The organism is Sphingomonas sp. OTU376 (genome assembly GCF_038440415.1).
Lineage (GTDB): Bacteria > Pseudomonadota > Alphaproteobacteria > Sphingomonadales > Sphingomonadaceae > Sphingomonas > Sphingomonas kyeonggiensis_A.
Genome location: NZ_JASATQ010000018.1, coordinates 50115 through 74647, shown reverse-complemented (window position 1 = coordinate 74647; position 24533 = coordinate 50115). Strand labels below are relative to the sequence as shown.

Annotated in this window: 18 protein-coding genes; 6 read left to right on the top strand and 12 right to left on the bottom strand. The window is 67.4% G+C overall.

Features of this window, described 5'->3' with window-relative positions; genetic code table 11:
• Positions 1 to 9 precede the first annotated feature (9 nt).
• The 4 genes from AAHM44_RS10090 to AAHM44_RS10075 all read right to left on the bottom strand — a co-directional run bounded on the left by AAHM44_RS10090 (position 10) and on the right by AAHM44_RS10075 (position 5673).
• Entirely contained in the window at positions 10 to 3543 is a 3534-nt protein-coding gene (locus AAHM44_RS10090) for a TonB-dependent receptor domain-containing protein (RefSeq protein ID WP_342249890.1), read from the bottom strand.
• A gap of 145 nt (positions 3544 to 3688) precedes the next feature.
• Positions 3689 to 4681, bottom strand: a complete 993-nt coding sequence (locus AAHM44_RS10085; protein ID WP_342249889.1) for a FecR family protein — start codon at positions 4679 to 4681, stop codon at positions 3689 to 3691.
• Between the two features lie 64 nt (positions 4682 to 4745).
• Positions 4746 to 5252, bottom strand: a complete 507-nt coding sequence (locus tag AAHM44_RS10080; protein ID WP_269575923.1) for an RNA polymerase sigma factor — start codon at positions 5250 to 5252, stop codon at positions 4746 to 4748.
• Positions 5253 to 5325: 73 nt separating this feature from the next.
• Positions 5326 to 5673: a DUF2958 domain-containing protein gene (locus AAHM44_RS10075; RefSeq protein WP_269575924.1), complete on the bottom strand. Its 348-nt coding sequence runs from the start codon at positions 5671 to 5673 to the stop codon at positions 5326 to 5328.
• Positions 5674 to 6353: 680 nt separating this feature from the next.
• On the opposite strand from AAHM44_RS10075, the gene AAHM44_RS10070 reads away from it, so the two are divergent.
• The 3 genes from AAHM44_RS10070 to AAHM44_RS10060 are packed head-to-tail and all read left to right on the top strand — an operon-like array spanning position 6354 to position 10578.
• Positions 6354 to 7097 (top strand): response regulator transcription factor, encoded by a 744-nt coding sequence (locus AAHM44_RS10070; RefSeq protein ID WP_269575925.1) that lies wholly within the window; start codon positions 6354 to 6356, stop codon positions 7095 to 7097.
• Positions 7094 to 8392, top strand: coding sequence for a FecR domain-containing protein (locus AAHM44_RS10065; protein WP_342249888.1), 1299 nt, complete (start codon positions 7094 to 7096; stop codon positions 8390 to 8392). Before AAHM44_RS10070 ends, AAHM44_RS10065 begins: the two co-directional genes overlap by 4 nt.
• Before the next feature lie 2 nt (positions 8393 to 8394).
• Positions 8395 to 10578 (top strand): CHASE2 domain-containing protein, encoded by a 2184-nt coding sequence (locus AAHM44_RS10060; protein ID WP_342249887.1) that lies wholly within the window; start codon positions 8395 to 8397, stop codon positions 10576 to 10578.
• Here AAHM44_RS10060 and AAHM44_RS10055 read toward each other — a convergent pair.
• The 8 genes from AAHM44_RS10055 to AAHM44_RS10020 form a co-directional block, all read right to left on the bottom strand.
• On the bottom strand, positions 10546 to 11043 hold the full coding sequence (locus AAHM44_RS10055) for a hypothetical protein (RefSeq protein ID WP_342249886.1): 498 nt from the start codon (positions 11041 to 11043) through the stop codon (positions 10546 to 10548). The two genes, AAHM44_RS10060 and AAHM44_RS10055, sit on opposite strands and share 33 nt — an antisense overlap.
• Positions 11044 to 11212: 169 nt before the next feature.
• Complete coding sequence (locus AAHM44_RS10050; RefSeq protein ID WP_342249885.1) at positions 11213 to 12637, bottom strand: sensor domain-containing diguanylate cyclase; 1425 nt, start codon at positions 12635 to 12637, stop codon at positions 11213 to 11215.
• Between the two features lie 189 nt (positions 12638 to 12826).
• Positions 12827 to 13201 (bottom strand): c-type cytochrome, encoded by a 375-nt coding sequence (locus AAHM44_RS10045; protein ID WP_342249884.1) that lies wholly within the window; start codon positions 13199 to 13201, stop codon positions 12827 to 12829.
• 11 nt (positions 13202 to 13212) lie between these two features.
• A complete protein-coding gene (locus tag AAHM44_RS10040) occupies positions 13213 to 14658 on the bottom strand; it encodes an alkaline phosphatase family protein (RefSeq protein WP_342249883.1) in 1446 nt (481 codons plus the stop codon).
• 41 nt (positions 14659 to 14699) lie between these two features.
• Positions 14700 to 18044, bottom strand: a complete 3345-nt coding sequence (locus tag AAHM44_RS10035; RefSeq protein ID WP_342249882.1) for an outer membrane beta-barrel protein — start codon at positions 18042 to 18044, stop codon at positions 14700 to 14702.
• A gap of 92 nt (positions 18045 to 18136) precedes the next feature.
• A complete protein-coding gene (locus AAHM44_RS10030; RefSeq protein WP_342249881.1) occupies positions 18137 to 19144 on the bottom strand; it encodes a FecR family protein in 1008 nt (335 codons plus the stop codon).
• Positions 19110 to 19712, bottom strand: a complete 603-nt coding sequence (locus tag AAHM44_RS10025; protein WP_184168426.1) for an RNA polymerase sigma factor — start codon at positions 19710 to 19712, stop codon at positions 19110 to 19112. The genes AAHM44_RS10030 and AAHM44_RS10025 overlap by 35 nt, the downstream gene beginning before the upstream one ends.
• A 94-nt stretch (positions 19713 to 19806) precedes the next feature.
• Entirely contained in the window at positions 19807 to 20166 is a 360-nt protein-coding gene (locus AAHM44_RS10020) for a response regulator (protein WP_342249880.1), read from the bottom strand.
• Positions 20167 to 20479: 313 nt separating this feature from the next.
• Between AAHM44_RS10020 and AAHM44_RS10015 the strand changes: the two genes are divergently transcribed.
• The 3 genes from AAHM44_RS10015 (at position 20480) to pgmB (ending at position 24499) form a co-directional block, all read left to right on the top strand.
• Positions 20480 to 21520, top strand: coding sequence for a LacI family DNA-binding transcriptional regulator (locus tag AAHM44_RS10015; protein ID WP_342249879.1), 1041 nt, complete (start codon positions 20480 to 20482; stop codon positions 21518 to 21520).
• Positions 21521 to 21641: 121 nt separating this feature from the next.
• Positions 21642 to 23861, top strand: coding sequence for a glycoside hydrolase family 65 protein (locus tag AAHM44_RS10010; RefSeq protein ID WP_342249878.1), 2220 nt, complete (start codon positions 21642 to 21644; stop codon positions 23859 to 23861).
• Positions 23858 to 24499, top strand: coding sequence for a beta-phosphoglucomutase (gene pgmB, locus AAHM44_RS10005; RefSeq protein ID WP_269575938.1), 642 nt, complete (start codon positions 23858 to 23860; stop codon positions 24497 to 24499). The genes AAHM44_RS10010 and pgmB overlap by 4 nt, the downstream gene beginning before the upstream one ends.
• Positions 24500 to 24533 lie beyond the last annotated feature (34 nt).

The following is a 24533-nucleotide window of genomic DNA, read 5'->3' as shown; positions in this document are numbered from 1 at the left end:
CATGCTCCTTCAGAACCGGAAGTTCACGCCGAGACGGATGCTGTGCGCATCGGCATTGCTGCGCGTGCGCCGCCCGTTCACCGTGCTCGACGTGCCGGTGTAGCTGGTCATCTCGCGCAGGATCGCGCCGGTCACCGGATCGCGCAGGATGGCGTTGGTCACCGGATCGCGGAGAACCGCGCCGGCTACGGTGAAGTTCCGCCCCACGCCCGCGCGGGCATCGTCGAACCGGAAGGCGCCGCTGCCATAGCGCGCATAGCCATAGTCGCCGCGCACCGACCAGTTGTTGCCGAGCGCCCACTCGACACCGCCGCCTACGCTCCAGCCGGTCGCCAGCCGCCGGTCCTTCTCCGAGAACATCGGCGCCGAATTCTGGCTGAAACGGCGATTGGCGTTGAAATAGGACGCTGCCGCATTGTCCAGATACTGGGTGCGCGTCTGCACTTCCTGCATCAGCGCAAGACCCGCGCTGCCGAACACCAGCACCGGCCCCGTCGCATAGCCCAGCCGCGCGCGCAGCCCGCCGGTCCAGTCCGAAGCGAACTCGGTATCGGCCTGGTTGCGCATGTCCTGCGGCGTGATGATCGACGTGTTGACCAGCAGCTCGGTCGAGTTGGTGTAGAGCCGCGACCGCGCCCGGCTCAGGCCGAAATCGCCTTCGATGCCGACCACCCAGTGCCGCGCCAGCTGCCAGGTGTAGCCGCCGAGCAGCCCGATCCGGCTGCCATTGCCCTCGGCCTCGCCGACTTCGGTGGCGGGGATGCCGCCGGTCGCGCCGTTGCCGGCGGTCGAGCGGGTGCGGCGGCTTTTGACGAAGTCGTGCCCCGCCGCGAGCCCGATATAGGGGCCGGACCAGTCGCCGTCGAAAGCGGCCAGCGCCGGGCGCCCGTTCAGCGCCTCGATCGCCCGCTGGCGGGCATCGCGCGACCGGTTGTGCGCGGGGCCGCCAAAGCCGGCGGTCATCCCGATCCGGACCGTCCGCCCCGGCGAAGGCATCAGCCCCAGCGTCAGCGCGTCCATGTAATAGCGATCGGTCAGGTTATCGATCGCCACGTCGAGCCGCAGATCGTCGCTGATGTCGAAACTGCCATAGACGTCGAACAGGTCGTACGGCGACCAGTCGATGCTGGTCATCGAGCCGCCAAAGGTGATGATCGGCGTGTCGCGCCCGCCGACATGGCGATAGCGCCCGCCCAGGGTGAGCCGCTCGTCGAGCAGGCGGACGCCCGCGTTGACGTTCAGGCTCAGCTTGGGCGGCAAATGCGCCGGGACATAGCTGTCCGCCGTGCCCCCCTCGCGGCAGGTGTGGTTGGTCCCGCAGAACTGCTTGAAGGTGTAATAGGTGCCGCCGAAATCGGCGAAGACCACGCCGGCATCATATTGGAACGATGCCTCCACACCCTGCAGCCGCGCCTTCTCGATATTGATGATCGAGGTCATGCCCTCGCTGATGCCGCGGGTCAGGTAGTCGTCGATATCGTTGCTGAAATAGGCAAGCTTGGCCTGAAGCAGGTCGCCGGTCTTCGCCAGGTTCGCCAGTTGCAGGTTCGCGCCGACTTCGCTGTTGCGGGCATGCTCCGGCCGGATCGGGTTGCGCGGATCGGGGTAGAAGGAAAAACCCGTGGTGGATTCGAACAGGCTGGGGTTGCGGATCGCCTCGGCATAGCGGGCGTAGAATTGCAGGCCCTTCACGGGCTCGATCAGGAAGGACGCGATCGGCGCGAAGCCGGCATTGCTTTCGCGGTTATAGCCGGTGACCTCGACCTGCGGCGTGCCGGCCCAGGTATGCGTCTCGGTCAGATCCTGCGAGACGGTGTTGGTGTAGCGCAGCGCGGCGTTGAAGGTCACCCAGTCGTTCGGCTTCAGCTCGCCGCCGATGAAGCCGCTGAACTCGTCGCGCCAGCCATGCCGCGGCTCGACGAACGAAGTGTAGCCCGAATTGCCCTTGTAGGTGTCCCAGCCGCGCGGAGGAGTCATGTCCTCGCGCGCATAGCTGCCGCCATAGTCTAGATCGAGCCGGCCGAGCGGCGTGTGCAGCGTCGAGCGGTTCGAGAGGTTGACGCCCCAGCGGGTCGACTGGCTCTGATAGGCCGCGTCGGTCACGCTGACATTGCCGTTGGGGAAGACGTATCGGTACAGCGTCTCGATGCTGGTGAAGCTGTCGGTCTTCCAGGCGTCGATCTTCAGGTTGATCAGGTCGGTGCTGTCCGGATCCCAGCGATAGCGCGCGGTATAGGTGTTGACCTCGGCGCGGCTGAGCGGCGCCTGCAGCGCCCCGCCGAAGCGGATGATCTGCGAGGGCATCATCTCGCCGAAATCGCTTTCGTAGCGGACATAGGACAGGTCGATCCCATGCCCGTCGCCGAAACGCCAGGTGCCGCGCAGCAGGTAGGAGCTGTTGTCCTGCGAGGTGCTGAGCACTTCCTCGCCCAGATTGTAGCGCTGGAGGACATTGCCGAGCGTGCCGGTGCCGCCCGGCGGCACGGTGCCGTGCTCGCCGCCGAAATAGTTGCCGAGCTTGCGCCGCGCGACCGCGCCGACCAGCTCGATATCGCCGACACGCCCGGCGGCAGCGACGCTGAAGTTCCAGCCACCCAGGTCGAGCGCCCCGGGCCGGTCGAACCGCTCGGCGCTGCCCGTGCCGGTGCCCGGCGTCGCCGTCGGCGGCGGCGCGACATTGTTGCCGGACAGTCCGCCGCGGAAGCGGATGCCGAAGTCGTTACCCTCGGCGATCAGGTCCTTCGCGCCGATCGTATCGACACGCACCAGGCCGCCGGTCGCGCCGACGCCGTCGGCAGCGGCGCTCGGCCCCTTCTCGATCGTCACGCTGCCGACCAGGTCGGGATCGAGATAGGTGCGCCCCGCCACGCCGGAATAGCCGCGATAGACGGTCGATTGCTGGAGCGATCCGTCGATAACCACCGGCACGCGGTCCATCCCCTGCATGCCGCGGATGTTGACGTCGAGCGCGCCCGAATTGCGGTTGTCGCCGTTGAGCACGCCCGGCGTGCCGCTCAGGAAGTCGCCCGGCGAGGTGCCGCGGAAGCGCTCGATCCGCTCCCGGCTGAAATAGGCGGTGGACTGGGCGCCGGTGAAGGTCCGTCCCTCGCCCGCATTGCCGGCGACCGTGCCGCCCGCACCCCGGGCACCGCCACCCGCACCGTCATTCGCACCCTCGACGCGCAGCGTGCCGAGCTGGACCGTACCGGCATCGGCACGCGGCGCGGCTTCCAGGATCGCCGAGGTCGCGGCGGTGAAGCGATAGGTCAGCCCCGTCCCCTCGAGCAGCCGGCTCAGCGCGGCTGCGGCGGAGAGATTGCCCTTAACTGCGTTCACCCGGATCGCGGTGCCGTCGATCCCGCTCCAGGATACCTGCACGCCCGATTGCCGCATATAGATACGCAGCGCTTCCTCGAGCGTCGCCGCCGGAATATCGAATCCCTGCACCACCGCACCATTGCCGCTCTGGGCGTGCGCGACGGTCGCGCCCATGGCGAGCGCGATCACGCTCGCGCTGCGCAGGCAGCGAATGGCAACGGACATGGCGAAGTTGGAACGAAGCATGGAGCCCCCGGTTCGATGAGCGCCGCCCCGCGCGGCCCCTTCAAATGCATATGCTAATCATTATCAGTTATGCATCTGAGAGACTGGCGCCGGAGAGAAACACCCAACCCCCTTTCGGTGATTTTTATCGGATCAGCAGAATCCCGCCCGGCAGGCGGGTCATCCGCAGCCCCGCGGCGGCGGCAATCGCGGCCAGCGCATCGTCGGGACGATCGATCCGGAACACGCCGCTGACCGGCTTTGCCCGGCCAAGATCGGCCATCAGTATCACCGGCGCGGCACGATAGCGGCGGATCTCGGCGATTGCGGCAGCGGCGGGCTGCCGATCGATAAGCAGCTCGCCCTCACGCCAGGCCGCAATCCGATCGGGCCGCACGTCCGCCAGCCGCGCAACAGCCCCATCGCCATAATGTGCGCGCTGCCCGGCAGTCAGCGGCGTCGCCCCGCGCGCCGCGATCACCCGTACCGCGCCCTGGCTAACCGCGACATCGGCGCCCTCGCCATTGCCGGTCGAGACTTCGAAGGCGGTGCCGACATCCTCGGTAGTGCCGCCCGCCGCATCGACGCGGAACGGCCGCCGGTCGTCATGCGCGACGTTGAACCAGGCTCGCCCGCGCAGCAGCCGCACCCGGCGCTCGCCCTGGGCATACTCGACGGCAATCGCCGATCCGCTGTCGAGCATGGCGGCGGAACCGTCCGCCAGCGCGACCGAACGGATCTCGCCGGTGCCGGTCAGGTGATCAGCCCGCAGCCGGACGTTCAGCTCAGGTGCGGCGACCAGCACGGCCAGGCAGGCCGCCATTCCCGCCCCCACCAGCCCGCGCCGCACCGGCCGCGGCAGCGCGCGCCATCCGCCTCCACTCCGGCGATCCCGCCGCGCGGTCACCGGCGAAAGCTCGGGCTGGGCGAACAGGCCGCGATGCACCTCCAGTTCCTGCCAGAAGGCCCGCTCGCGCTCGAAGGCGCGGGCATGCGCAGGGTCCGCCGCCAGCCACTGCCGGAGTTCCGCCAGCGCCCCGCCGCGCATCTCACCCGAGACGAGCAGCCGCACCCATTCGCGCGCGCGCTCGGCAATCTCGCCGGACCTGTCCATCGATCCCGTCATCCGTTCGCGCAAGAGCCCCTCCGCGCATAGGACTGTCGGTCGCGCCAAACACCCAACCCCCGATACCGCGATTTCCTCATTCGCCGTCGCGCGCCCTGGCCAGCAGTTGCATCGCGCGCCGCATATGCTTCTCGACCGTGGTGGTCGAAACCCCCAGCCGCTCGGCGACCGCACGCTGCGACAGCCCTTCATAGCGATGCAGCTCGAACACCCGCCGCGTCTGCTCGGGCAGCGCCCGCGCCGCCGCCTCCACCCGGGCGAGCGTGTCGTTGGCGATCGCCACCCGCTCGGCCGCAAGCGCTTCGTCGCATCCCCAGAGCAGCGCCTGCGCCTCGACCTCGATGTCGGATCGGCGCGCCTCGCCCTTGAGGTGATCGATCGCGAGATTGGTGGCGAGGCGATAGAGATAGGCGCGTTGATTGGTGATCGGCGGATCGTCCGCGATGCGCTGCGCCCGCAGCCACAGGCTCTGCGTCACATCCTCAGCCGCCGCCGGATTGCCGACAATCCGCCCGATCAGCCGCAACAGGGACGGCCTCTCCGAAACTACGAGCCGGGATATGACGAGTGCGTTCGTCCGCATGTCGCGGCTCTAGTAAGTTTGCGAATGACTCGCAACAACCAGCGAAGATCGGTCGCTGCGGATCAGGTCCCGCTCAGGCGATGATCCGTCCCGCGGCCAGCGCCCCCTCGCCATAGGCGCGCAGCGACCGGTCCGCCTGGAAGAGCAGGTCCCGTTCGATCGCCAGGCCCAGCGGCCCGCGAAACTTGCCGAGTTCGGCAAGCGAAACCGTGCACACGCGTGGGGCGCCGGGAAGCGGATCGCACAGCCCAAAGGCCCGGTCGGGATCCCTCGGGTCGAGTTCCGTCAGGAGCCAGATGCCCCCGGTATCGGGGCAGTGCAGCTTGACGACGGGCATGGGGTCATGGGCGATACCTGCCAGGGTCTTCTCGCCATTTTCGAGGAGCGCGCCCAGGATCGCGGTGGGCAAATCAAGCGTCATATGGTTTCCGTTACTGACATGCGACGCGGTCCCCGCGCCTCGCCGCCGTTCGGATCCCGGCACTCCGCCGGTCTTCCCCAGGTAAATCAGGGCCTTGGCCCGGACAATCGGAAGCCCGCCTGCCTGACAAGATTTTACATCGGGATGGGGCGCTCCCCTGTCGGCCATGCGCCTAGCCCCGCCGGGCCGGGGGACCCGGCGGGGCAGCACGGCCCGACAATCGAGGGAGAGTCGGACCGGCCGGGACTCCGGGAGCACGTGGGGCGTGCTGTCCGGAGGGGGGCGAATATCGTCTGCACGAACGCGCGCACCCCTGAGCCACGCGTCCCGAGACGGCCCGCCAATATCCCATCCGCCTGGGCAAAGCCCGATCAAATGAGCTTCGGTTACAACAGTTTACAATCGCACTCCGCGACGATTGCGCCAGCGCGCGGACAGGAGGGCTCGAACCGCACCTTCCCGTTACAACAGTTTACACCGGCAATGACTGTCCCCGTGGGCAGCGCTTTGCTAGCACCTCACCATGAGGCGAGTTGGTAGCAGCCCAGGAAAGCCCCGCGTCCATTCGGCGCGATCGATCTGGAGGAAACGCACGCGACACCGACATCTGGAGTTCGGGAATAAGTGCTCGCTCTCAATGACAAAGGACGAGACGTACTTGCGTAACGGTTTCAGCCGCGATGGTCGCTGTTAAGCCGGGGTTCCCGGACCAGAACGGTGCGATGCACATCGCCGTGGTCGACGATGACGAGGAGATCATCGACTTCGTCAGTGCCGCGCTGACCGCAGCCGGATATGTCTGCACCCCGTTCCGGACCGGCGCCGCCCTGCTCGCCGCGCTGCGCCGCCAGACCTTCGACCTCATCCTGCTCGACTGGAACCTGCCCGACAGCCTGGGCATCGACCTGCTCCGCTCGATCCGCGGCACAGGAGCGCATTCGACCGCGATCATCATGCTGACCAGCCGCTCGGACAAGGACGACATCGCCGTCGCCCTGCAGACCGGAGCCGATGACTATGTGGTCAAGCCCGAAAGCTCGATCGTGATCGCCGCGCGCGTTGGCGCGGTGCTCCGCCGCTCGTTGCCCGATGCCGCGCAGCAGCGCGTCTCGATCTTCGGCAAATACGGCTTCGACCGGCTGACCGGCCATGTGCGCTTCGAGGGCGCCGATATCCCGCTCAGCGCCAAGGAGTTCGGGCTCGCGCTGCTGCTCTTCGAGAACATGCACCGGCCGCTGTCGCGCAGCTATCTGCTCGAGAAGATCTGGCAGAGCGCGGGCGACCTCCCTACCCGCACGCTCGACATGCACGTCTCGCGCATCCGCGCCAAACTCAACCTGACCCCCGCCAATGGCTACCGCATCGTGGCGATCTCCGGCTTCGGCTATCGCATGGAGCAGTTCGGCGCGGAGGAGTTGCAATGATCCTCGACACGCCCCCACCCGTCACGCGGCCCGCGCCGCATGCCAATGCCATCGCCTATGTCATCCGGCGCGGCGATACGGCCGACCAGCTGAGCCGCAAATATCTGGTCGAGGGACGCGACTGGCGCGCGCTGCTCAAGCTCGCCCGGGTGCAGAACCCGCGCCGCCTGCCGACGGGTCGGCAGCTCCTGATCCCGCGAAGCTGGCTGCGCTACCGGATCGAGCCCGCCCGGCTGGCCAGCTATCGCGGCAAGGTGGCGATTACCGCCAACGGGCGCGAAGCCTCCGCGGTGATCGGCGCGAGCATCGACGAGGGCATGTTCATCGCCACTGCCGCCAACAGCTTCGCCACGCTGATCCTTGCCGACCAGTCGCGGATCGTTTTGCCCTCGCAAAGCCGTGTGCGGGTCCGTGAATTGCGCCGCATCCTGCTCACGAACGCGATCGACTATCGCCTGGAAATCACCAGCGGCCGGCTGGAGACCAAGGTCCAGCCGCTGGAGGGACCGTCCGGCAGGTACCGGATCGAGACGCCGGTGAGCATGACAGCCGTGCGCGGCACCGAGTTCCGCGTGTCGTTCGCGGCGGGAACGGCGATCACCGAAGTGCTGAGCGGCCATGTGCTCGTCACCGACAGCGACGGGCAGACGCGCGCGCTGGCGCTCGATCCCGGCATCGGCGCGGCCCGCGACGGCGACGGCGCGGTGCGTACCGAGCCGCTGCTCCCTGCCCCCGCGCTCGAGGATCCGGGCGCCGTGCAGCTCGACGACAATGTCGCGTTCCGCGCCGCGCCGACGCCGGGCGCCGCGCGCTATCGGCTGGTCATCGCCAGCGATGCGGGCTTCATCGACAATAATGTCGAGCAGATCTCCGAGGATGGCCGTTTCACCTTCACCGACATTCCCAATGGCAACCAGTTCGCGCGCATCTCGGCGATCGCGCCGAGCGGTGTCGAAGGCTTTGCCCAGAGCTATGGCTTCAAGCGCCGCCTCGCCTCGCTCCACGCCTCGGTCGACATGGCGGACGATGGTTATCGCTTCCGCTGGTGGGGCTCGGGCAATGGCACTCGCCGCTATCGCTTCCAGCTGCTGAGCGACACGCCCGAGGCCCCTCCGATCGTCGATCGAGTCGGGCTCGAGCAGGACTCGCTCACGCTCCACCGGCTCACGCCCGGCGTCTATCACTGGCGCGTCGGCCTGCTGCAGATCGAGACGGACGACACCGTCGAGACCTGGACCAATCCGGAGAAGCTGACGATCGCCGGCCCGTCCGCCAGGCGCAAGGCGGATCGCTGACCTTGGCCCGCACCCGGCTGCTGCTGGAGTGGACGGCGATCGCCCTGCTGGCACTGGCCGTTTCCAGCGGCCTGGTGCTGGGTGGCGGCGTCTCCCGGCTGGACAGTGCGCTCTATGACGGCCTGGTCCGCTTCCGTGCCGCGCCGCCCTCCGACCGGATACTGATCGTCGCGATCGACGATGCCAGCGTTGCCGCGCTCGGCCATTGGCCTTGGCGCCGCGACATCCATGCCCAGGCGCTCGCGCGCATGACGGCGGCCCGGCCCGCCGCGATCGCCTATGACGTGCTCTTTACCGAGCCCGCCGCGCGCCCCGCCGAGGATCGGGCACTGGCCGGGTCGATGCGCCGCGTGCCGATCGCCCTGCCCATCCTTCTCGAGGCACCCGGCACCGCCGGCAGGGAATTCGACGCGACCCTTCCCATCTCGCCCGAGCGCGAGGCTGCGGCGGCGCTCGGCCACGTCGCGCTGCCGCACGATCCGGACGGCAGCGCCCGCGCCGCGCTGCTCGCCCTCGACATCGACGGCCACCCCTTCCCGCATCTCGCCGAGACGGCCTATCGGCTGGCCAACCGCGCGCCCTCGCCGGCCTTTGCCCACGCCGCCGCGCAGGGCGACTACCGGGTGTTCGTGCCCTATGCCGCAGCGGGCAGCTTCCGCACCGTGCCGTTCAAGGACGTGCTCGCGGGCGACGTTCCCCATGGCTTCCTCGAGAACAAGCTGATCCTGGTCGGCGCCACCGCGGCGGGCCTTGGCGACCGGCATTTCGTCGCGGGCGCGGGCACCCTGCCCGGCGTGGAGGTGCAGGCCAATCTGCTGAACGCGCTGCTCGCCGACCGCTTCGTCCAGCTCGCATCGACGCCGTGGCGCCTGCTCTTCGCCGGATTGCCCAGCATCATCCTGCTGCTGCTCTTCCTGCGGTTGCGGCCGACCCAGTCCCTGCTCGCAGCGCTGGCGATCTTCGCGGTGACGGCGACGCTGCCCATCATCCTGCTCCTGCTCGCCGGCATCTGGATCCCGCCGGTATCGGCACTGCTGGCGCTCGCGCTGGTCTATCCGCTCTGGGGATGGCGCCGGTTGAGCGCCATCCACCGCGCGATGTCCGATGAGCTGACCCGCTTCGGGGCGGACAGCGCCATCGCCCCTTCCGCGCCCGTGGGGCTCGATCCGACGGGCAGCAATGCGCTGGCGCTGAGCAGCTCGATTGCGCGCCTGCGCGATCTCAAGCAGTTCGTCGCGGACACGATCGAGGGGGTTGCCGATCCATTGATCGTGACGACCCTGTCAGGCGAGGTGCTCCTGGCCAACCAGCCCGCACAGCTGCTGCTCGACGGCCCGCTCGACCTGTCGGAAGTGGCGCGGCTGATCCAGGAACCGCCGGCGGAGGACTTGCGCCTTTCCGACGGACGCAGCTTCTCGCCGCGCAAGACCGCCCTCACCGGTGCGACTGCCGAGCAGCGCGGCTGGATTCTGCTGCTCGCCGACATCAGCGCGATCCGCGCCGCGGAGCGCGACCGCGAGGTCGCGATCGAGTTCCTCAGCCACGACATGCGCTCCCCCCAGGCCGCGATCGTGGCGCTGGTCGAGGGCGAACCGGGCAAGGATATTCCCGATAGTCTCGCGCGCCGGCTCACCGGCCATGCCCGCCGAACGCTGCGCCTGGCCGAGGATTTCGTACAGTTTGCCCGGCTGGAGACCGCTGCCTTCCAGCCCGAGGAAATCGACGTGGCGGATTGCCTGGCCGAAGCGAGCGACGCGGTCTGGCCGCTCGCCAACGCCAAGGGCGTGCGCGTCGTCGTCGATGCCGGCTTGGAACCGCACTGCATCCAGGGCGAGCACCAGGCATTGACGCGCACGCTGCTCAACCTGCTCGACAATGCCGTGAAATTCAGCCCCGAAGGGGGCGAGGTTCATTGCACCCTGGAAGCGGTTACGGAGGAAGGCGCACGCTGGCAGCGCGTCGAGGTACGGGACGCCGGATCCGGTGTGCCCGCCGAACAGCTGCCCTGGCTGTTCGAGCGCTTCGGCCCGACATCGAAGGAGAAGAAGGGCCTAAGCGCCGGCCTGGGCCTCGCCTATGCCCGTACCGTGGCGGAGCGCCACAACGGCGTCCTGGTCTATCGCGCCGCACCAGGCGGCGGCGCCTGCTTCACCCTAGTCCTTCCCGCCAGTCCAGGGGCTGCCTGACAGGGCGGCGCGGGCCAGCAGCGGCAGCACCTTCCGGACCGAGCGCGGGCAGCGATGCGCGGTCGCCGCGCTCCGGAAGAGCACCCGACCGCTGTCCCGCGCGATCATCGCGACCGACAGGACATACTGGCTACGACGGCAGGTGGCGATGCCTTCGGGATCGTCGGGAACCGGCCTGACGCCCGGAAGCGCTACCTGGAGCGCCTTGCGCGCTACCGCGAACCCCACATCGACGCGGACCGACGCGGCAGGATCCTCCTGCAGGCCGGCTGCGACCAGGGCGCGACGCACTTCCTCGCGCGCCTCGATGCCGATCGGCGTACTGGTGTCCGTGCCGGCGATGGTGAAGCGCGTCGCTGGCGGCACCGAAGGCTCGCCGACGATCAGGTCGCTCCGCTCGATCGGCGCGACGCAACCGGCCAGAAGGGCGCAGGAGGCAGCCGTGATCCAGAAAGCACAACGCAATTCGTTCCCCCTCATGGTCCACCGGGGAGAACCATAGAGATGCCGCCGCCGAGCCTCAACTCGGCGGCGACCGCGACCGATGGGAGGTTCGCAACCATGCGTGTAACCGGTTAGATCATAGGAAGTCGCGCGCCATTTCGCCCGCTTTACAAGGTTTTACAAAGCCCGATCAGAAGCGGGTAACCACGACCCGGTCTCGCCCTTCCTTCTTCGCCCGGTACAATGCCTTGTCGCTCTCCCCGATGATGTCTGCAGGCGCGATCGCGCCGGGATCGGTCACCACAACACAGCCGCAGCTCATCGTCACGAAGGGCGAAATGGGCGACGCGGCATGCGGGAGCCGCGCCCGTGCCAGTTCGGTCGCGATATCCTCGAGCAGCTGTCGGGGCTGGTCTGTGCCGGGCAGCAACAGCATGAACTCCTCACCGCCATAGCGCGCGGCAAGGTCATAAGGCCGCCGGGCCGCGTCGGCGAGGATATCGGCGATCCGCTTCAGCGCGGCATCGCCCCGCACATGGCCGTAGCAATCATTGTAGAGCTTGAAGAAATCGACATCGACCATCGCCAGGGCAAGCGGCTGGCCCGTGCGCGCGGCATGCAGGCAGGCCCGTTTCAACGCTTCGTCGAAGCGGCGGCGGTTGGCGATACCGGTCAGCGCATCCTCGCCGGCCTGCCGCCCCAGCTCGGCGGTGCGCAGGGAAAGCGCCAGCTTCTCCTCTTCCAGCGAGAGATTCGCCTGCGTCAACCGTGCCTCGACCAGGCGGGCGCGCTCGCGAAGATCGGTGACGTCGCGGGCGATACTCACCAGGCCGTCGATCTCGCCCCGTTCGTTGCGATGCGGACTCCGGGTGATGAGGAAGATCCGTTCCCCGCCATCCACCCGGAAGACTTCCTCGGTGACGGAGCAGATGCCAGTCGACAGGACCTGCTCCTCCCCCGCGCGAAGGCGCATGCCGATCGCGTCGCCGAAGATCTCGATCGCGTTCCGGCCGAGGATTTCCCCGCGCGGCAACCCCGCCAGCGCCTCCGCGCTGCGATTGAGCATCAGGCAACGGCCCAGCCGATCCTGGAAAGCGATGACGTCGTCGGCGCTGTCCATAACCGCGCGCAGCTTTCCATGGACCGACTGGGCCTCTCGCGCCCTGTCGCGGGTGGAGATCCCGGGCGATGTGACACGGGGCGATGCGGGGAAGCCCAGGTTCCGCACGAACGCCATGAACAACTTGCGGCCGGCGACCATCTGGCAGGCAAGGCGAACCTCGGCCGGATAGGTGGTGCGATCCTTGCGGACGACGATCTGCGACAAGGTGGCGGCGGCCCCCGGAACCGCGGCGGCCCACAGCCTTGCGTTCGCAGCCGGCGCCCTGCCGCAGGATATCTCGTCGACCGTCAGCCCGGTCAGCTCCGCCCGGCTATAGCCCAGGTCGCGGCAGAAGCGGTCGTTCACGTCGAGGATGCGCCCGGTCATGTCATGCACCAGGAAACCGTCCGGCGAACCTTCGATCAGGATGCGGAGGCTGTCCGCGCCCATCGCCGGCACGTCCGGCACGATCTCCAGGGGATGCGCGCCCATCAGGCCCTGCGCCGCGCGCACGGGATCGCGCGCCCTTCCCCGTTCAGTTCCGGCCGATACCGGCAATAGTTGATCACGCCCCACCCAAGCTCTTCGCAAACCCGATACAGATCGCTGAGCCCATCCGGGATCAGCGCACCCACCGTATCCGCCAAAAGCTTTACCGAAGAACAGCCCCGCAATGTAAAATTCGTTTTACATTACAAGATTTTACAACGGCAATATCCGAGTCAAAGTGAGTTCGTTCTGCAGCTGGTTGCCCGCCCCGGTCGTCGCGAGCCGGCCATGGTTGGCCGCGGAGACCAGTGCGACGAGGTCCGCAGCGTCGGCCTGTGAAAGCGATCCGGGGTCGTCCTGTGGCATCGAGCGCCGGATCTTCTCGTAGAGCCTCACCGTCTGGCCGCGCCACTTCGCTTCGAACCGCGCCCCGGTCAGCGCCGGGGCTTCCTCGACGCCTTCGAAGCTGCGGCCGTGGCAATCGGCGCAGCGGGCGAGATAGACCGAGCGCCCGCGCTCCCCGACGGCAGGCCGGGGCAGCGCCGCCGCTGACAGCAACGCCACCACGCCCGGAAGCAGCAGGTGCAAATGCAGGCGCCTCACTTGATTCGCTTGCGCGTGCCCTTCTCCTGCACCGGTAGCTGCTGTTCCGCGCCCGGCACCGGCGGATTGGGCAGGTTGGCCGCCGCATAGGTCGCGCGGTCAAGCATCGCCTGGGTGCCGGGCAGCGGCGGAAATCTGGTCGCGGACTGCTGGAAGCGGAATGCCGCGGTCAGGTCGCCGAATGCCTGGCGGCGCCATGCGCTGATATTGGGCTCGCGCACGCCGGTCACCTGCTCGCAGAACTGGAGCACCGAGGTATGGTCGAAGGGCTGGCTGCACACCCAGCCACCCGCCGTCCAGGGCGAGATCAGGATGCAAGGCACGCGGAAGCCGCCGCCGATCGGCAGGCCGTTGACGAACTCCTGCGGCGTGCCCGGCGCGGGCACCGGCGGCGCCACGTGATCGAACAGCCCGTCATTCTCGTCATAGTTGAGGATGAAGACGGTCTTGGCCCAGACTTCTGGATTGGCGGCGAGCTCGTTCAGCCGGTCGGCGATGAACTTGGCGCCGGCCGCCGGCATGTGTTCGGGGTGCTCGTTCGCCTCGGCGCTCGGCATGATCCAGGAGACGGCGGGCAAGCGGTCGTGCAGCACGTCCTGCGCGAAGGCGCCCTCGTCGGTGTCGGGCATGCCCTTCACCGCCAGCGGCGAGCCCGCCGGCGCTCCCCGGAACTGGGCGAAATACTTGAACAGATTGTGCGCGCGCTTGCCCTGCTCGCCATATTGATAGACCCGCCACGGCACGCCCGCCGCCTCGAGCCGCTCGGCATAGGTGGTCCAGCGGAAGCCCTCGGGCGGGGCCTTGTTGCTGATCACCGGGCCGCCACCGGTCGCCTCGGTGTCGATCATGCCGGTCATCCAGTAGAGCCGGTTCGGCCAGGTCGGCCCCATCACCGAGCAGTGATAGGCGTCGCAGATCGTGAACGCCTCGGCCAGCGCATAGTGGAACGGGATGTCCTCGCGCTTGAAATAGCCCATGGTGTAGGGCCCATCGGTGCCGTCCGCCGCGCGGTGCGCCGGCAGCCACTGGTCCATCCTGCCTCCGTTCCATGCCTGGTGCTGCACCTTCCAGGCATGGCTGGTCGAGGGCAGCTTCTGCGCGTTGGTGGTCGCGGTATCGAGGTGGAAGGGCAGCAGGTAGCCGGCCGGGTTCTCGGCGTCCGGCTGGTGGAACACGCTCCTGCCGTCCGGCAGCTTCAGCGCATCGGGATCGCCGAAGCCGCGCACGCCGGAGAGCGTGCCGAAATAGTGATCGAAGGAGCGGTTCTCCTGCATCAGCATCACCACATGCTTGATGTCCTTGATCGATCCGGCGCGGTTCGGCGCCTGCGCCAGCGCCTTCTGCACGTTTGGCGGCATCAGCGTGGTGGCGGCGGCGAGCGAGGCGAGCTGCGCTGCATCGGCGATCAGGCGGCGGCGGGTTAAGATCGGGGTATCTGCCATGGGAAGGTTCCGCTGGTTGCGATGAAAGGAGTACGCGCGCCCTAGAAGCGTGCGCGGATGCCGAACGTGCCGGTGCGGCCGTTCTGGACGAAGATGGCGCTGTGGTTCGGGAAGCTGCTCGCGCTGGTGGCAAGCGTGCCCGGCACGATCACGTTGTAGGGCTGGCTGAGCAGGTTGTTCACCGAGAAATAGGCCTCCCAATGCTTCACCAGCTTGATCCGGCCCGACACGCTCAGATCGGTGCGCGCCTGGAACCAGCTCGGCGTGGTGGAGCGGTATTTGTCGTCGTTCCACAGCATGTTGACGAAGAGCTTTACCGGCCCCTTCTCGTACATCAGCGCCGCCGATCCGATGTTCTTGCCGACACGGGTGATCGGCTCGCTCGGCTCGTTGTGCATGAAGCCGCCGCGTACCGACAGCCCGTCGAACGGCGCGGGCAGCCAGCTCAGCGAATGCTGGAACGAGACCTCGATCCCCTTGATGCTCACCACGCCGAGCTGGCGATAGGTGGTGTAGGTATAGTCGGCATAGGACGGGTCGTCGGCGTAGCCGCCGGCCGCGCTGCCCACCTCCGCGGCGCTCAGCCCCTCCTGCAGGTCGGCCAGGCCGTCGATGCGGTTGTAGTAGAAGCCCGCGGTGAACAGGCCGACCGACTTGAAATAGTGCGAGAGCCGGACCGAGATATTGTCCGACATCGCCGGGGTCAGGCCGGGATTGGGCACCGAGATCACCTTGTCGGCATCGTCCACGCTGGCGCTGCCGGCGATCGCGTTGAGGCCCGGGCGCAGGATGGTGCGGCTATACCCCACTTCGGCATCGGTGCTGCGGGCGAAGGTGAACTTGGCCGAGGCGCTCGGATAGAGCTTGAAATAGTCGCCCTTGATCGCCTGATAGCCATTGGTCCGGAACTGATAGTCGACACAGGGAATGGTCGTGGCGATCCCGGTCGAGGCGGTGACCGCGCACTTCACGCCGTTCACCGTCGCTGCCTTAACGTCGGTGGCCGAGAGCGGCGACCAGCCCCAGCTGGTGTTGGCGGTCCATTCGGCACGCAGGCCGGCACGCAGCTTGAGCTTGCCGATCTGCGCGGTCGCCATGCCATAGGCGGCCTTGATGTTCTCCTGGAACCGCGTGTTGTTCGAATAATTGGCCGCGGCGTAGTTCGCGGCGGTGAGCGTGTGCGTCCACTCGTCCGGATGGGTGGCGTACATCTCGTAGAGCTTGCTCATGTCGATCATCGGCACATAGGACGAGCCCGAGATCGAGGTGAAGCTGGCGTTGCTCTTGTCCCACGAGGTGCGGGTGTAGGGGCCGGTCACCGCCGCGAGGAACGCCGCATTCGAGAGGCCGCCCGTATAGGTGTAGAGATTGTCGCCCGAGGTCTCGCCGAAGCGGTAGACCGTGTCGGTGACCTTGAAGCCCGCCTTGAAGGTGATCGGCACATTGCCGAACTGCGCGTCATAGCTGGCGTTCAGCCCGCCCGACTTCTCGTAGATAAAGGCATTGGCGCCGCTGGTGGTGCGGATCTGCGGCGCGGCGGAAAGAGTATAGGAGCCCGTCTTGCTCCAGTCCGGCCCGCTCACCTGGGTGATGTCCCAATCGGTATAGGCCAGGCTCGAGCTGCCCTTCACCGCCGAGAAGTTGCCGGTCGAGGTCACCGTCGGGATGAACGAGGTGACCTGCCCCATGTGCGGCGAGTCATAATAGGACCTGGAATCCGAATAGGCGAAATAGCCGTCGAGATGCAGGTTGCCGCGGTTCCACTCGAAGCTCGGCGCGATGATATTGCCCTTGTTGACCTTGTACTGGGTGGAGTTCGCCGCCTGGAAGGTCTTGGTCGTGGCCGGGTTCAGCGTCGTATAGTCGCTGAGGATATCGCCGCTCACGCCATTGGTGCGGGCGCCGGTGGTGAAGGTCGCGTCGGACTGGTTCTGATAGACATTGCCGCGATAGGCGATGCCGAGCAGAGACACGGTCAGCCGGTCGTCCACCTTGAAGTCGATCACCGTCGAGGCGGTGCGCCGCGTCGTCTGGCGCGCCGAGGTCTCGAACTCCATCGACGTGAAGGCGAGCGGATCAGGGCTCTTGGCGGTCGGCACATAGTTGCGGCTCATGGTGAGCTGCTCGCGCTCGATATAGCTGTTGTTGTAGCCCAGCGAGAGCATCACGCCGAGCCGCCGGTTGAAGAAGCTGTTGGCGTAGAAGAACGATGCCTCGGGCAGGAAGCGATCCTTCCCATAGCCGCGCGGATCGGGGCCGGTGTGGATGGTGCCGTCGAGCATGTTCTCGTGGCTGAAGCCGCCGACCGAGATTACCAGCGCCTGCTTCTTCCGGTCATAGGCATGCTTGGTACGCAGATCGATGATGCCGGCCGGGGCATCGGCATTGTTGTCGGCGCTGACAGTCTTGTAGACCGTCACGGAATCGATCGCCGACATCGAGATCGATTCATAGCTGAAGATCCGCGCGGCGGCCGCCGAATTGGCATAGCCCGACGGCGCATTGGCATTGGCCGACACCACGTCCATGCCGTTCAGCTGGGTGCGGGTATATTCCGCCGGCAGGCCGCGCAGGAAGGCGTAGAGCGAGCTGCCATTGGTGCCGTCCACATCGATGCCCGGCATGAATTTCAGGAACTCGGCCGGATTGCCGCCGGCGATGTCGCCATAGGCATCGGTCGACAGCACATCGACGATGTTCATCGACTTGCGCTGCTGCATGATCTCCTGCGCATAGTCCTCGCGCGCGCCGTTCACGACGATGCGGTTGCTCGCCTGCTCGCCGTCCGCCCCGCTCTCGCTCAGGCTGAAGTCGAGCTTCGCGGTCTTGCGCGGCTGGACCTCCACGTCCGCTTCCTCGGTCGCATAGCCGGTGAAATGGACCGACACCCTGGCCGGCCCGGCCGGCACGTCGTTGAAGCGATAGGCGCCGCCTTCGCCCGAAGTGGCCGAACGGCGTTCCCCGTTGGCAGCGACCAGCTCGACGATCGCGGCGCGCAGATAGTCGCCGCTCGTCGTGTTAGCGACCTGGCCGGCAACCGTACCCCGCCCGCTCACCTGCGCCGCATTGTGCCCGGGCGCCCGGCGCGAGCGCAACGTGATGACCTGGCCATCGTCGCTGGCGATCTCCAGCGCGGTGCCGGCAATCAGGCGATGCAGGGCCTGCCGCACATCCATGGCCCCCTTGATCGCCGGCGTGCGCACACCGGCCAGGTCACGGGCCGACGCGATGACCTGGATCTGCGCCTGGCGGGCGAATTCCGGAATGGCCTTGACCGCGGTCTGTGCGGGAATGTCGAAGCTGCGGACCTGCGCGAAAGCCGGCGCCGTTGCCGTGCATGCGGCAAGGATCGCCGTGGTCGAGAGAATGGCATTCCGGGAAAACATGGTTCTGGGACCCCCAATCCGTGCGGCGGGCGCCGCACCCTTTGGTGGCTGAGAGACCTGGCGGAGAAAGTTCCGCCATTCCGGCGCTAAATTTAGGGACGTCCCTGGGTTCGGCTGAGCACCACCGTGTTGCCGCTCTGCTCGATCCGCGCTCCGAACAGGCTGGCAACCGCGCGGCTGAAGCCGATCGGATCGCTGGCTGCGAACAGTCCGGCAACGGGTTCGCGCGCCAGCGAAGGATCGCGGATCTCGATGCGGACCTTGCTGTAGCGCGCGAACTCGGCGGCGGCGTCGATCAGCGCCTCCCCCTCAAAGGCGATCTTGCCTTCACGCCAGACAAGCTCGCGCGAGACGAGGTCCGGCGCGATCGCTTGCGGGATGGGCAGCTGCCCGATCGGACTTTCCAACGGGAATACCAGCCGGCTGCCCTGGGGAAGCTGCAACGGCGCAGAGGCGCTTGCCGCCACCAACGCGAGCCCGCCCTGATCGGCCAGGATATCGACCGGCTTGCCCTCGAGCTTGCGCACGCGGAAGGTGCCGCGCGTAGCGCGAACCCTTTTGCCGGGCAGCTCGACGAAAAAGGGGCGGCCCGGGTCGGCGAGAACGGTGAAGAAGGCTTCGCCGTAGAGCAGCTCGACGCTGCGCTCGCGGGGCCCGTAGTGCACCTTCACGCTGGTCTGCGTGTTGAGCATCATCGTCGATCCATCCTCGAGCGTGACGAGGCGGACCTCCCCCAGTTCGGTGGTGATCGCGGCGGCTGGCAGGCTGATCCCCAGTGCCACGACCGACGCCGCGATCGCGCCTCCCGTACCGATCATCGCGAGCATCGATCGTCGGGTGACGCGCCGGGTGCGCGGCTGCGGTGCGGGTTCGGGCACGGCAAACTGCTTCGGGTCGAACTGCGGGCCCAATGCTCGGGCGGACTCGCTCAGCATCCCCAGGGCATTGGCGCGCAGCATCGCGCCGCGCCGGCGGGGATCGCCGGCCAGCCAGTCGTTCAGCGCCTGCGATTCCGCTTCCGATAGCCCCCGATCGAGCCTGGCGATCCAGTCGGCGGCTTGCTCGTCAATGGATCGACTGGTTTCTCGCTCGATCGTCAAAAGCGCTACTCTCCATTTCCCTTTCCCTAGAGGCTTTTGCCAGAGCTTTTCCGCCATGGCCAAACCAATCGATCAGGAAACGAAGCCCCCGCGAGATATGCTTCTCGACCGTATTCTCCGAAATCGCCATGCGCGCGGCGATCTCGCGCTGGGACAGTCCGTCCACCCGGCGCAGCATGAAGGCCTGCTGCGTCTTCGCCGGCATCGCCCCGATCGCCTGGGCCAGCCGCCCCAGTTCGTCGCGATCGATCGAAACCTGTTCGGGGGATGGGCGATCATCCGCCATATCCAGCTCGCCGAGATCCTCCACGGTGTGGATCGACACGACCCGGGCGCGGCGGACATGGCGGGTGATTACTGAACGGGCGACCTGGAACAGATAGGCGCGCGGATTGCGGATGCCGTCGATCCCGTCGAGATCGGCCAGGATCGCATAGGATTCCTGGATGATGTCGTCGACATCGAGGCCGATCGGCTGGCGCCGGGCAAGCCAGCTGCGCAGCGCCGGTTCATGCGGCAGGATGTTGCGCAGGAACCATCGCGTCCGTTCGCGGTCAATCGCGTGCATCGGCCATCCCTGCTGGGTGCAACTCGATCCCGCCGGGCGGCGAGTCGGCATTCCGTTAGGCGGCGAATGTGACAGTCTGAGTTTGGAGAACTGCTCAATCAAGCCCGGCGAATATCCCCCGGAGCTGGTCCAGGTCGACCGGCTTGGACAGGACGAAATCGACATGGGCGGGCGCCTGGTCGTCCGTCGCCATCCGGCGCCCCCATCCCGTCAGCAGGATCACCGGGGTGTCGGGGAATATCGCCTTGGCCGTACGCGCGACCTGGTTGCCGTCGACATGCGGCATGCCCAGGTCGGTGATGATGACATCGAAACCCTCGCCCTTCCGCGATGCGTGCTGCATGGCATCGATCCCCGCCTGACCGCCTCCCGCGGCGGTGACGCCATGCCCGCTCAGACAAGAAAGTCGGCATCCGCTGCCACTTGAGGCACGTCCGGTCCGGTCACAAAGCACCAGACCACGAAAGAGCAGATACAGACATATCTTCCCTCGAACCGATCTTAACCTGGATCATACAGGGAAATACTTTGCAATCCACCCTCATCACTTCCACGAGATAGCTTAGGTATATTTCCTGATGCCCAATTTCTCCAAGCATCGCGGGCCGGACGGGCGCATTCACCTGCCTGCGGTGCACGCCGTTATCTTGTGAATGCTCCGCCCCTTCGTCAAAACGAGGCACGCGCCAGCAGGTTCTTCCGCAATCCGGTCCGCATGTTGCGCTTGAGCAGTTGATGCCTGTCGATTCCACGCCATAGTGGCGGCAATGACGAAGAAATCGGCAAGCAAGAACGAACAGCGCCCCAAGCCCGGTGCCCGCCTGACGATGCAGGACATCGCGCGGCTGGCGCAGGTCTCCACGCCCACCGTCTCACGCGTGCTGAACGGCAGCCCGCTGGTGACCGAGGAGACGCGCGAGCGCGTGATGGCAGTGGCGCAGGCGCATGGCTATGCGGTCAACCGCAACGCCGCCAAGCTGCGCCACACCCGCACCAATACCGTGGCGGTGATGCTTGATTTCGGCTCGCACCGGCATGGCGCGATCGGCGATCCCTTCATCTTCGAGCTGCTCGCCGGGGTGTCCGAGGCGCTGTCGATCCGCAACCAGGATCTCCTCCTTTCCCCGCCCGGGCTCGAGGACGTCCGCGCCTTTCGCGATTTCTACCAGGCACGCGGCGCCGACGGGTTCATCGTGCTCGGCCAGGGCACGCGGGACGCGATGCTGCGCGAGCTGGGCCGCGCCGATGTGCCGCTGGTCGTCTGGGGGGCGGTCGCCCCCGATGCCGGCTATTGTGCGATCGGCAGCGACAATTTCCTGGGCGGCGAGCTGGCCGGGCGGCATTTCCTGGCGAAGAAGCGCAAGCACTGGCTGTTCGTCGGCGACATCCGGCATGAGGAGCTGCGCCTCCGCTATGAGGGCCTGTGCGCGGCGGCGAAGGAGCAGGACGACGTCACCGTCGATTTCCTGCCGATCGCCTCGATGGCCTTCCACGCCACCGCCGATACGGTGACTGCCTATCTCGCCGCGGGCCGCCTGCCCGATGCGGTGTTCGCCTTTTCGGACACCGCCGCGATGGCGGTGATCGGTGCGTTCAAGGAACGCGGCCTCGCCGCCCCCACCGATTATTCGCTGGTCGGCTACAACAACATCCCGCCTGCAGCGCATTTCAGCCCTGCGATCACCACGATCAACCAGAAGACCGACGTGGCCGGCGCACTGCTCGTCGAGAAGCTGATGCAGCAAGTCGATGGCGGCCGCGCGCGCTCGACCACGCTGCCGACGGAGATCGTGGTTCGGGATACCTGACCGGCGGCGGCCCAACTCTCCCTCGTCATCCGAAACTGGAAACACCAACCGGTCCTTTATCCTTGAAAACGATATCAAAGACCCTGTATCGCACCACTCGATAAGAGTTGGGGAGCGGGTGTTGGCTCGAGTATTGAACGGCGCGGACGATGGTGTGCTCTTCGCGGAGGACGGCTGGTCGCTCGATGTGATCGGCGACGACCCCGCCCGCGAAGGCTGGGCCGCGACGATTCTCGCTCTCTCGAACGGCGCACTGGGTGTGCGCGGCGCCATCGAGGAGCGCGCCGAGGCGACGACCTTCCTTGCCCATGCCTATGAACAGGCGCCGATCCATTATCACGAAAAGCTGAAGGGCTTTGCCGCCACCTCCGATTCGCGCGTCCCCGTTGCCGAGGCGCTCGGCCTCGAGGTCCGGCTGGACGGCGAAGCAATCGATTTCAGCGCCCTCCGCTCGGCCACCCGCCGCACGCTCGACCTGCGCGCCGGCATGCTCCGCCGCGAGACGCGCTGGTCCTTTCCCGATGGACGGCTGCTGCGCATCCGCAGCGAGCGGATCGTGCCGCTCGATGGCAGCACCCTGCTGCTCCGCCGTTTCCAGGCCGAGATCGACGGGGAGGCCGACGTCACCCTCCACCCCCGCCTCGCCCCCGCTCCCAGCGGCGCCGCGCAGTCGGACGACCCGCGCATCGGCGTGAACCTTGCCTCGCGCGGGTTCGAGACCGAACAGGCAACCGATGAACAGATCGTCGAGCGGCTGCCCGGCAGCGGCATCGGTGTCGCCGCGGTTCAGCGGATTGGCGAGGAAGATGGCTGGCTGCTGGTCGCCACCGGCTTCGCGGCAGGCCGCGACGCTTCCGAGACACTGGTCGCCGATGCCGGCGCGCTGGCCGGCACCGCGCTGGCCGACGGCTTCGTCGCCGCCGCCGCTACCCAGGCCGCCTTGCTCGACCGCTTCTGGGCCGCCGCCGACCTTTCCATCGCCGGAGAGCCGCGCCTTGCCGCGACGCTGCGCGCCAACCTGTTCCACCTCTTCGCCTCTGCGGGCCGCGACGGCCGCTCGAGCGCCGCCGCCAAGGGCCTGACCGGCGAAGGCTATGAGGGCCATTATTTCTGGGACACCGAAGCGTTCATGCTGCCGGTGCTCTCGGTACTGGCGCCGGAGATCGCCCGGGCGATGCTGGTGTACCGCGCCGGCACGCTCGATGCGGCCTTCGCCAATGCCCGCGCGCTCGACCACAAGCAGGGCGCGCTATACGCCTGGCGGACGATCGAGGGCCGCGAATGCTCGGCCCATTATCCGAGCGGATCGGCGCAATATCACATCAATGCGGCCATCGCCTTCGCGATCGGCGCCTATGTCGATGCGACCGGCGACGATGCTTTCCTGGTCGAGCACGGCGTGCGCATGCTCGTCGAGACCGCACGGATCTGGCTGGCGCTGGGCGATTGGGCGGATGGCAAGTTCCACCTGCGCGGCGTCACCGGCCCGGACGAATATACCGCGCTGATTGACGATAACTGGTACACCAACCGGATGGCCCAGAAGCATCTGCGCCTCGCCATCTCGGCCGCCGACCGGGTCTCCGCGCTCGATCCGGAAGCCTGGGGTTGGCTCGCCGCCGAGATGCAGCTCGGCGCCGAGGAACTGGCGGAGTTCACGCGCGTCGCCGATGCGATGCATTTGCCGTTCGATGCCGAACGCAACCTCGATGCGCAGGATGCGAGCTTCCTCGACAAGCCGCGCTGGGACGTTGCCGGCACGCCCGCATCGGACTTCCCGCTGCTGCTCAACTACCACCCGATGACGCTCTACCGGCATCAGGTCTCGAAGCAGGCGGATATCGTCCTCGCCATGGTGCTGGGCGGCGAGGAGGTCTCGGCGGAGCGCAAGCGCCGGGTGTTCGACCATTACGAGCCGATCACCACGCACGATTCCACCCTCTCCGCTTCCACCTTCGCGATCCTCGCCAGTGAGGTCGGGCACGAGGCACAGGCGCTCGATTTCTTCGCCGAGACCAGCCTGGTCGATATCGACGATCGTCACGGCAATACCGGCCACGGCGTCCATATGGCCGCGCTTGCCGGCTCCTGGCTGGCACTGGTCTGGGGGTTCGCGGGTTTCCGCCCCTATGGCCCGCAGCTCCGCTTCCGCCCGACCCGTCCGGCCGCCTGGCCCGGCTACAGCTTCGGCCTCAACTGGCGCGGCACGCTGGTGCGCGTCGAAGTGGCGGGCGAGCAGATCACCTATAGCGCCGTCTCGGGGCCCGCGATCGTGATCGGCCACCACGATGCCGAGATCGCCCTCGCTCCCGGCGAGAGCTGGACGGGCCTGCTGGCATGAACCTCAAGGGTGTCGCCTTCGACCTGGACGGGGTGCTGACCGACACCGCCCGTGCGCATTACCGCGCCTGGAAGAAGCTTGCCGACAGTCTTGGCATCCGCTTCGACGAGGAAGCGAACGAAGCGCTAAAGGGGGTAGACCGGATGGGCAGCCTGGCGCTGATCCTCGGCGACCGTCCCGGCTATGGCGAGACCAAGCGCCTCCGCCTCGCTGCGCAGAAGAACGACTGGTATCTCCAGGAGATCGCCCATTTCGGGCCTGCGGACCTGTTCCCCGGCGCCCGCGAGGCGCTGGAGCAGTGCCGCGCCGCCGGACTGCGCATCGCCCTCGCCTCGGCCAGCCGCAACGCGCCGTTGCTGGTCGCACGGATGCAGGTGGCCGACCTGTTCGACACGATCATCGACCCCGCCAGCCTCGCCGCCGGCAAGCCCGCGCCAGACATCTTCCTTGCCGCCGCCCGGGCGCTGGGCGCCGCTCCCGCCGAGATGCTCGGCGTCGAGGATGCTCCCGCGGGGGTCGAGGCGATCCATGCCGCCGGCATGAAGGCCGTCGGGGTCGGCACCCCGGCCGCGCTCCCCAAAGCCGACTGGATCATCCCGGCGATCGCCGACTTCGACCTGGCCGCCTACTCGGCCTGACGGCTCCCTCCCGCCATCCCTTCCCCCACACCCC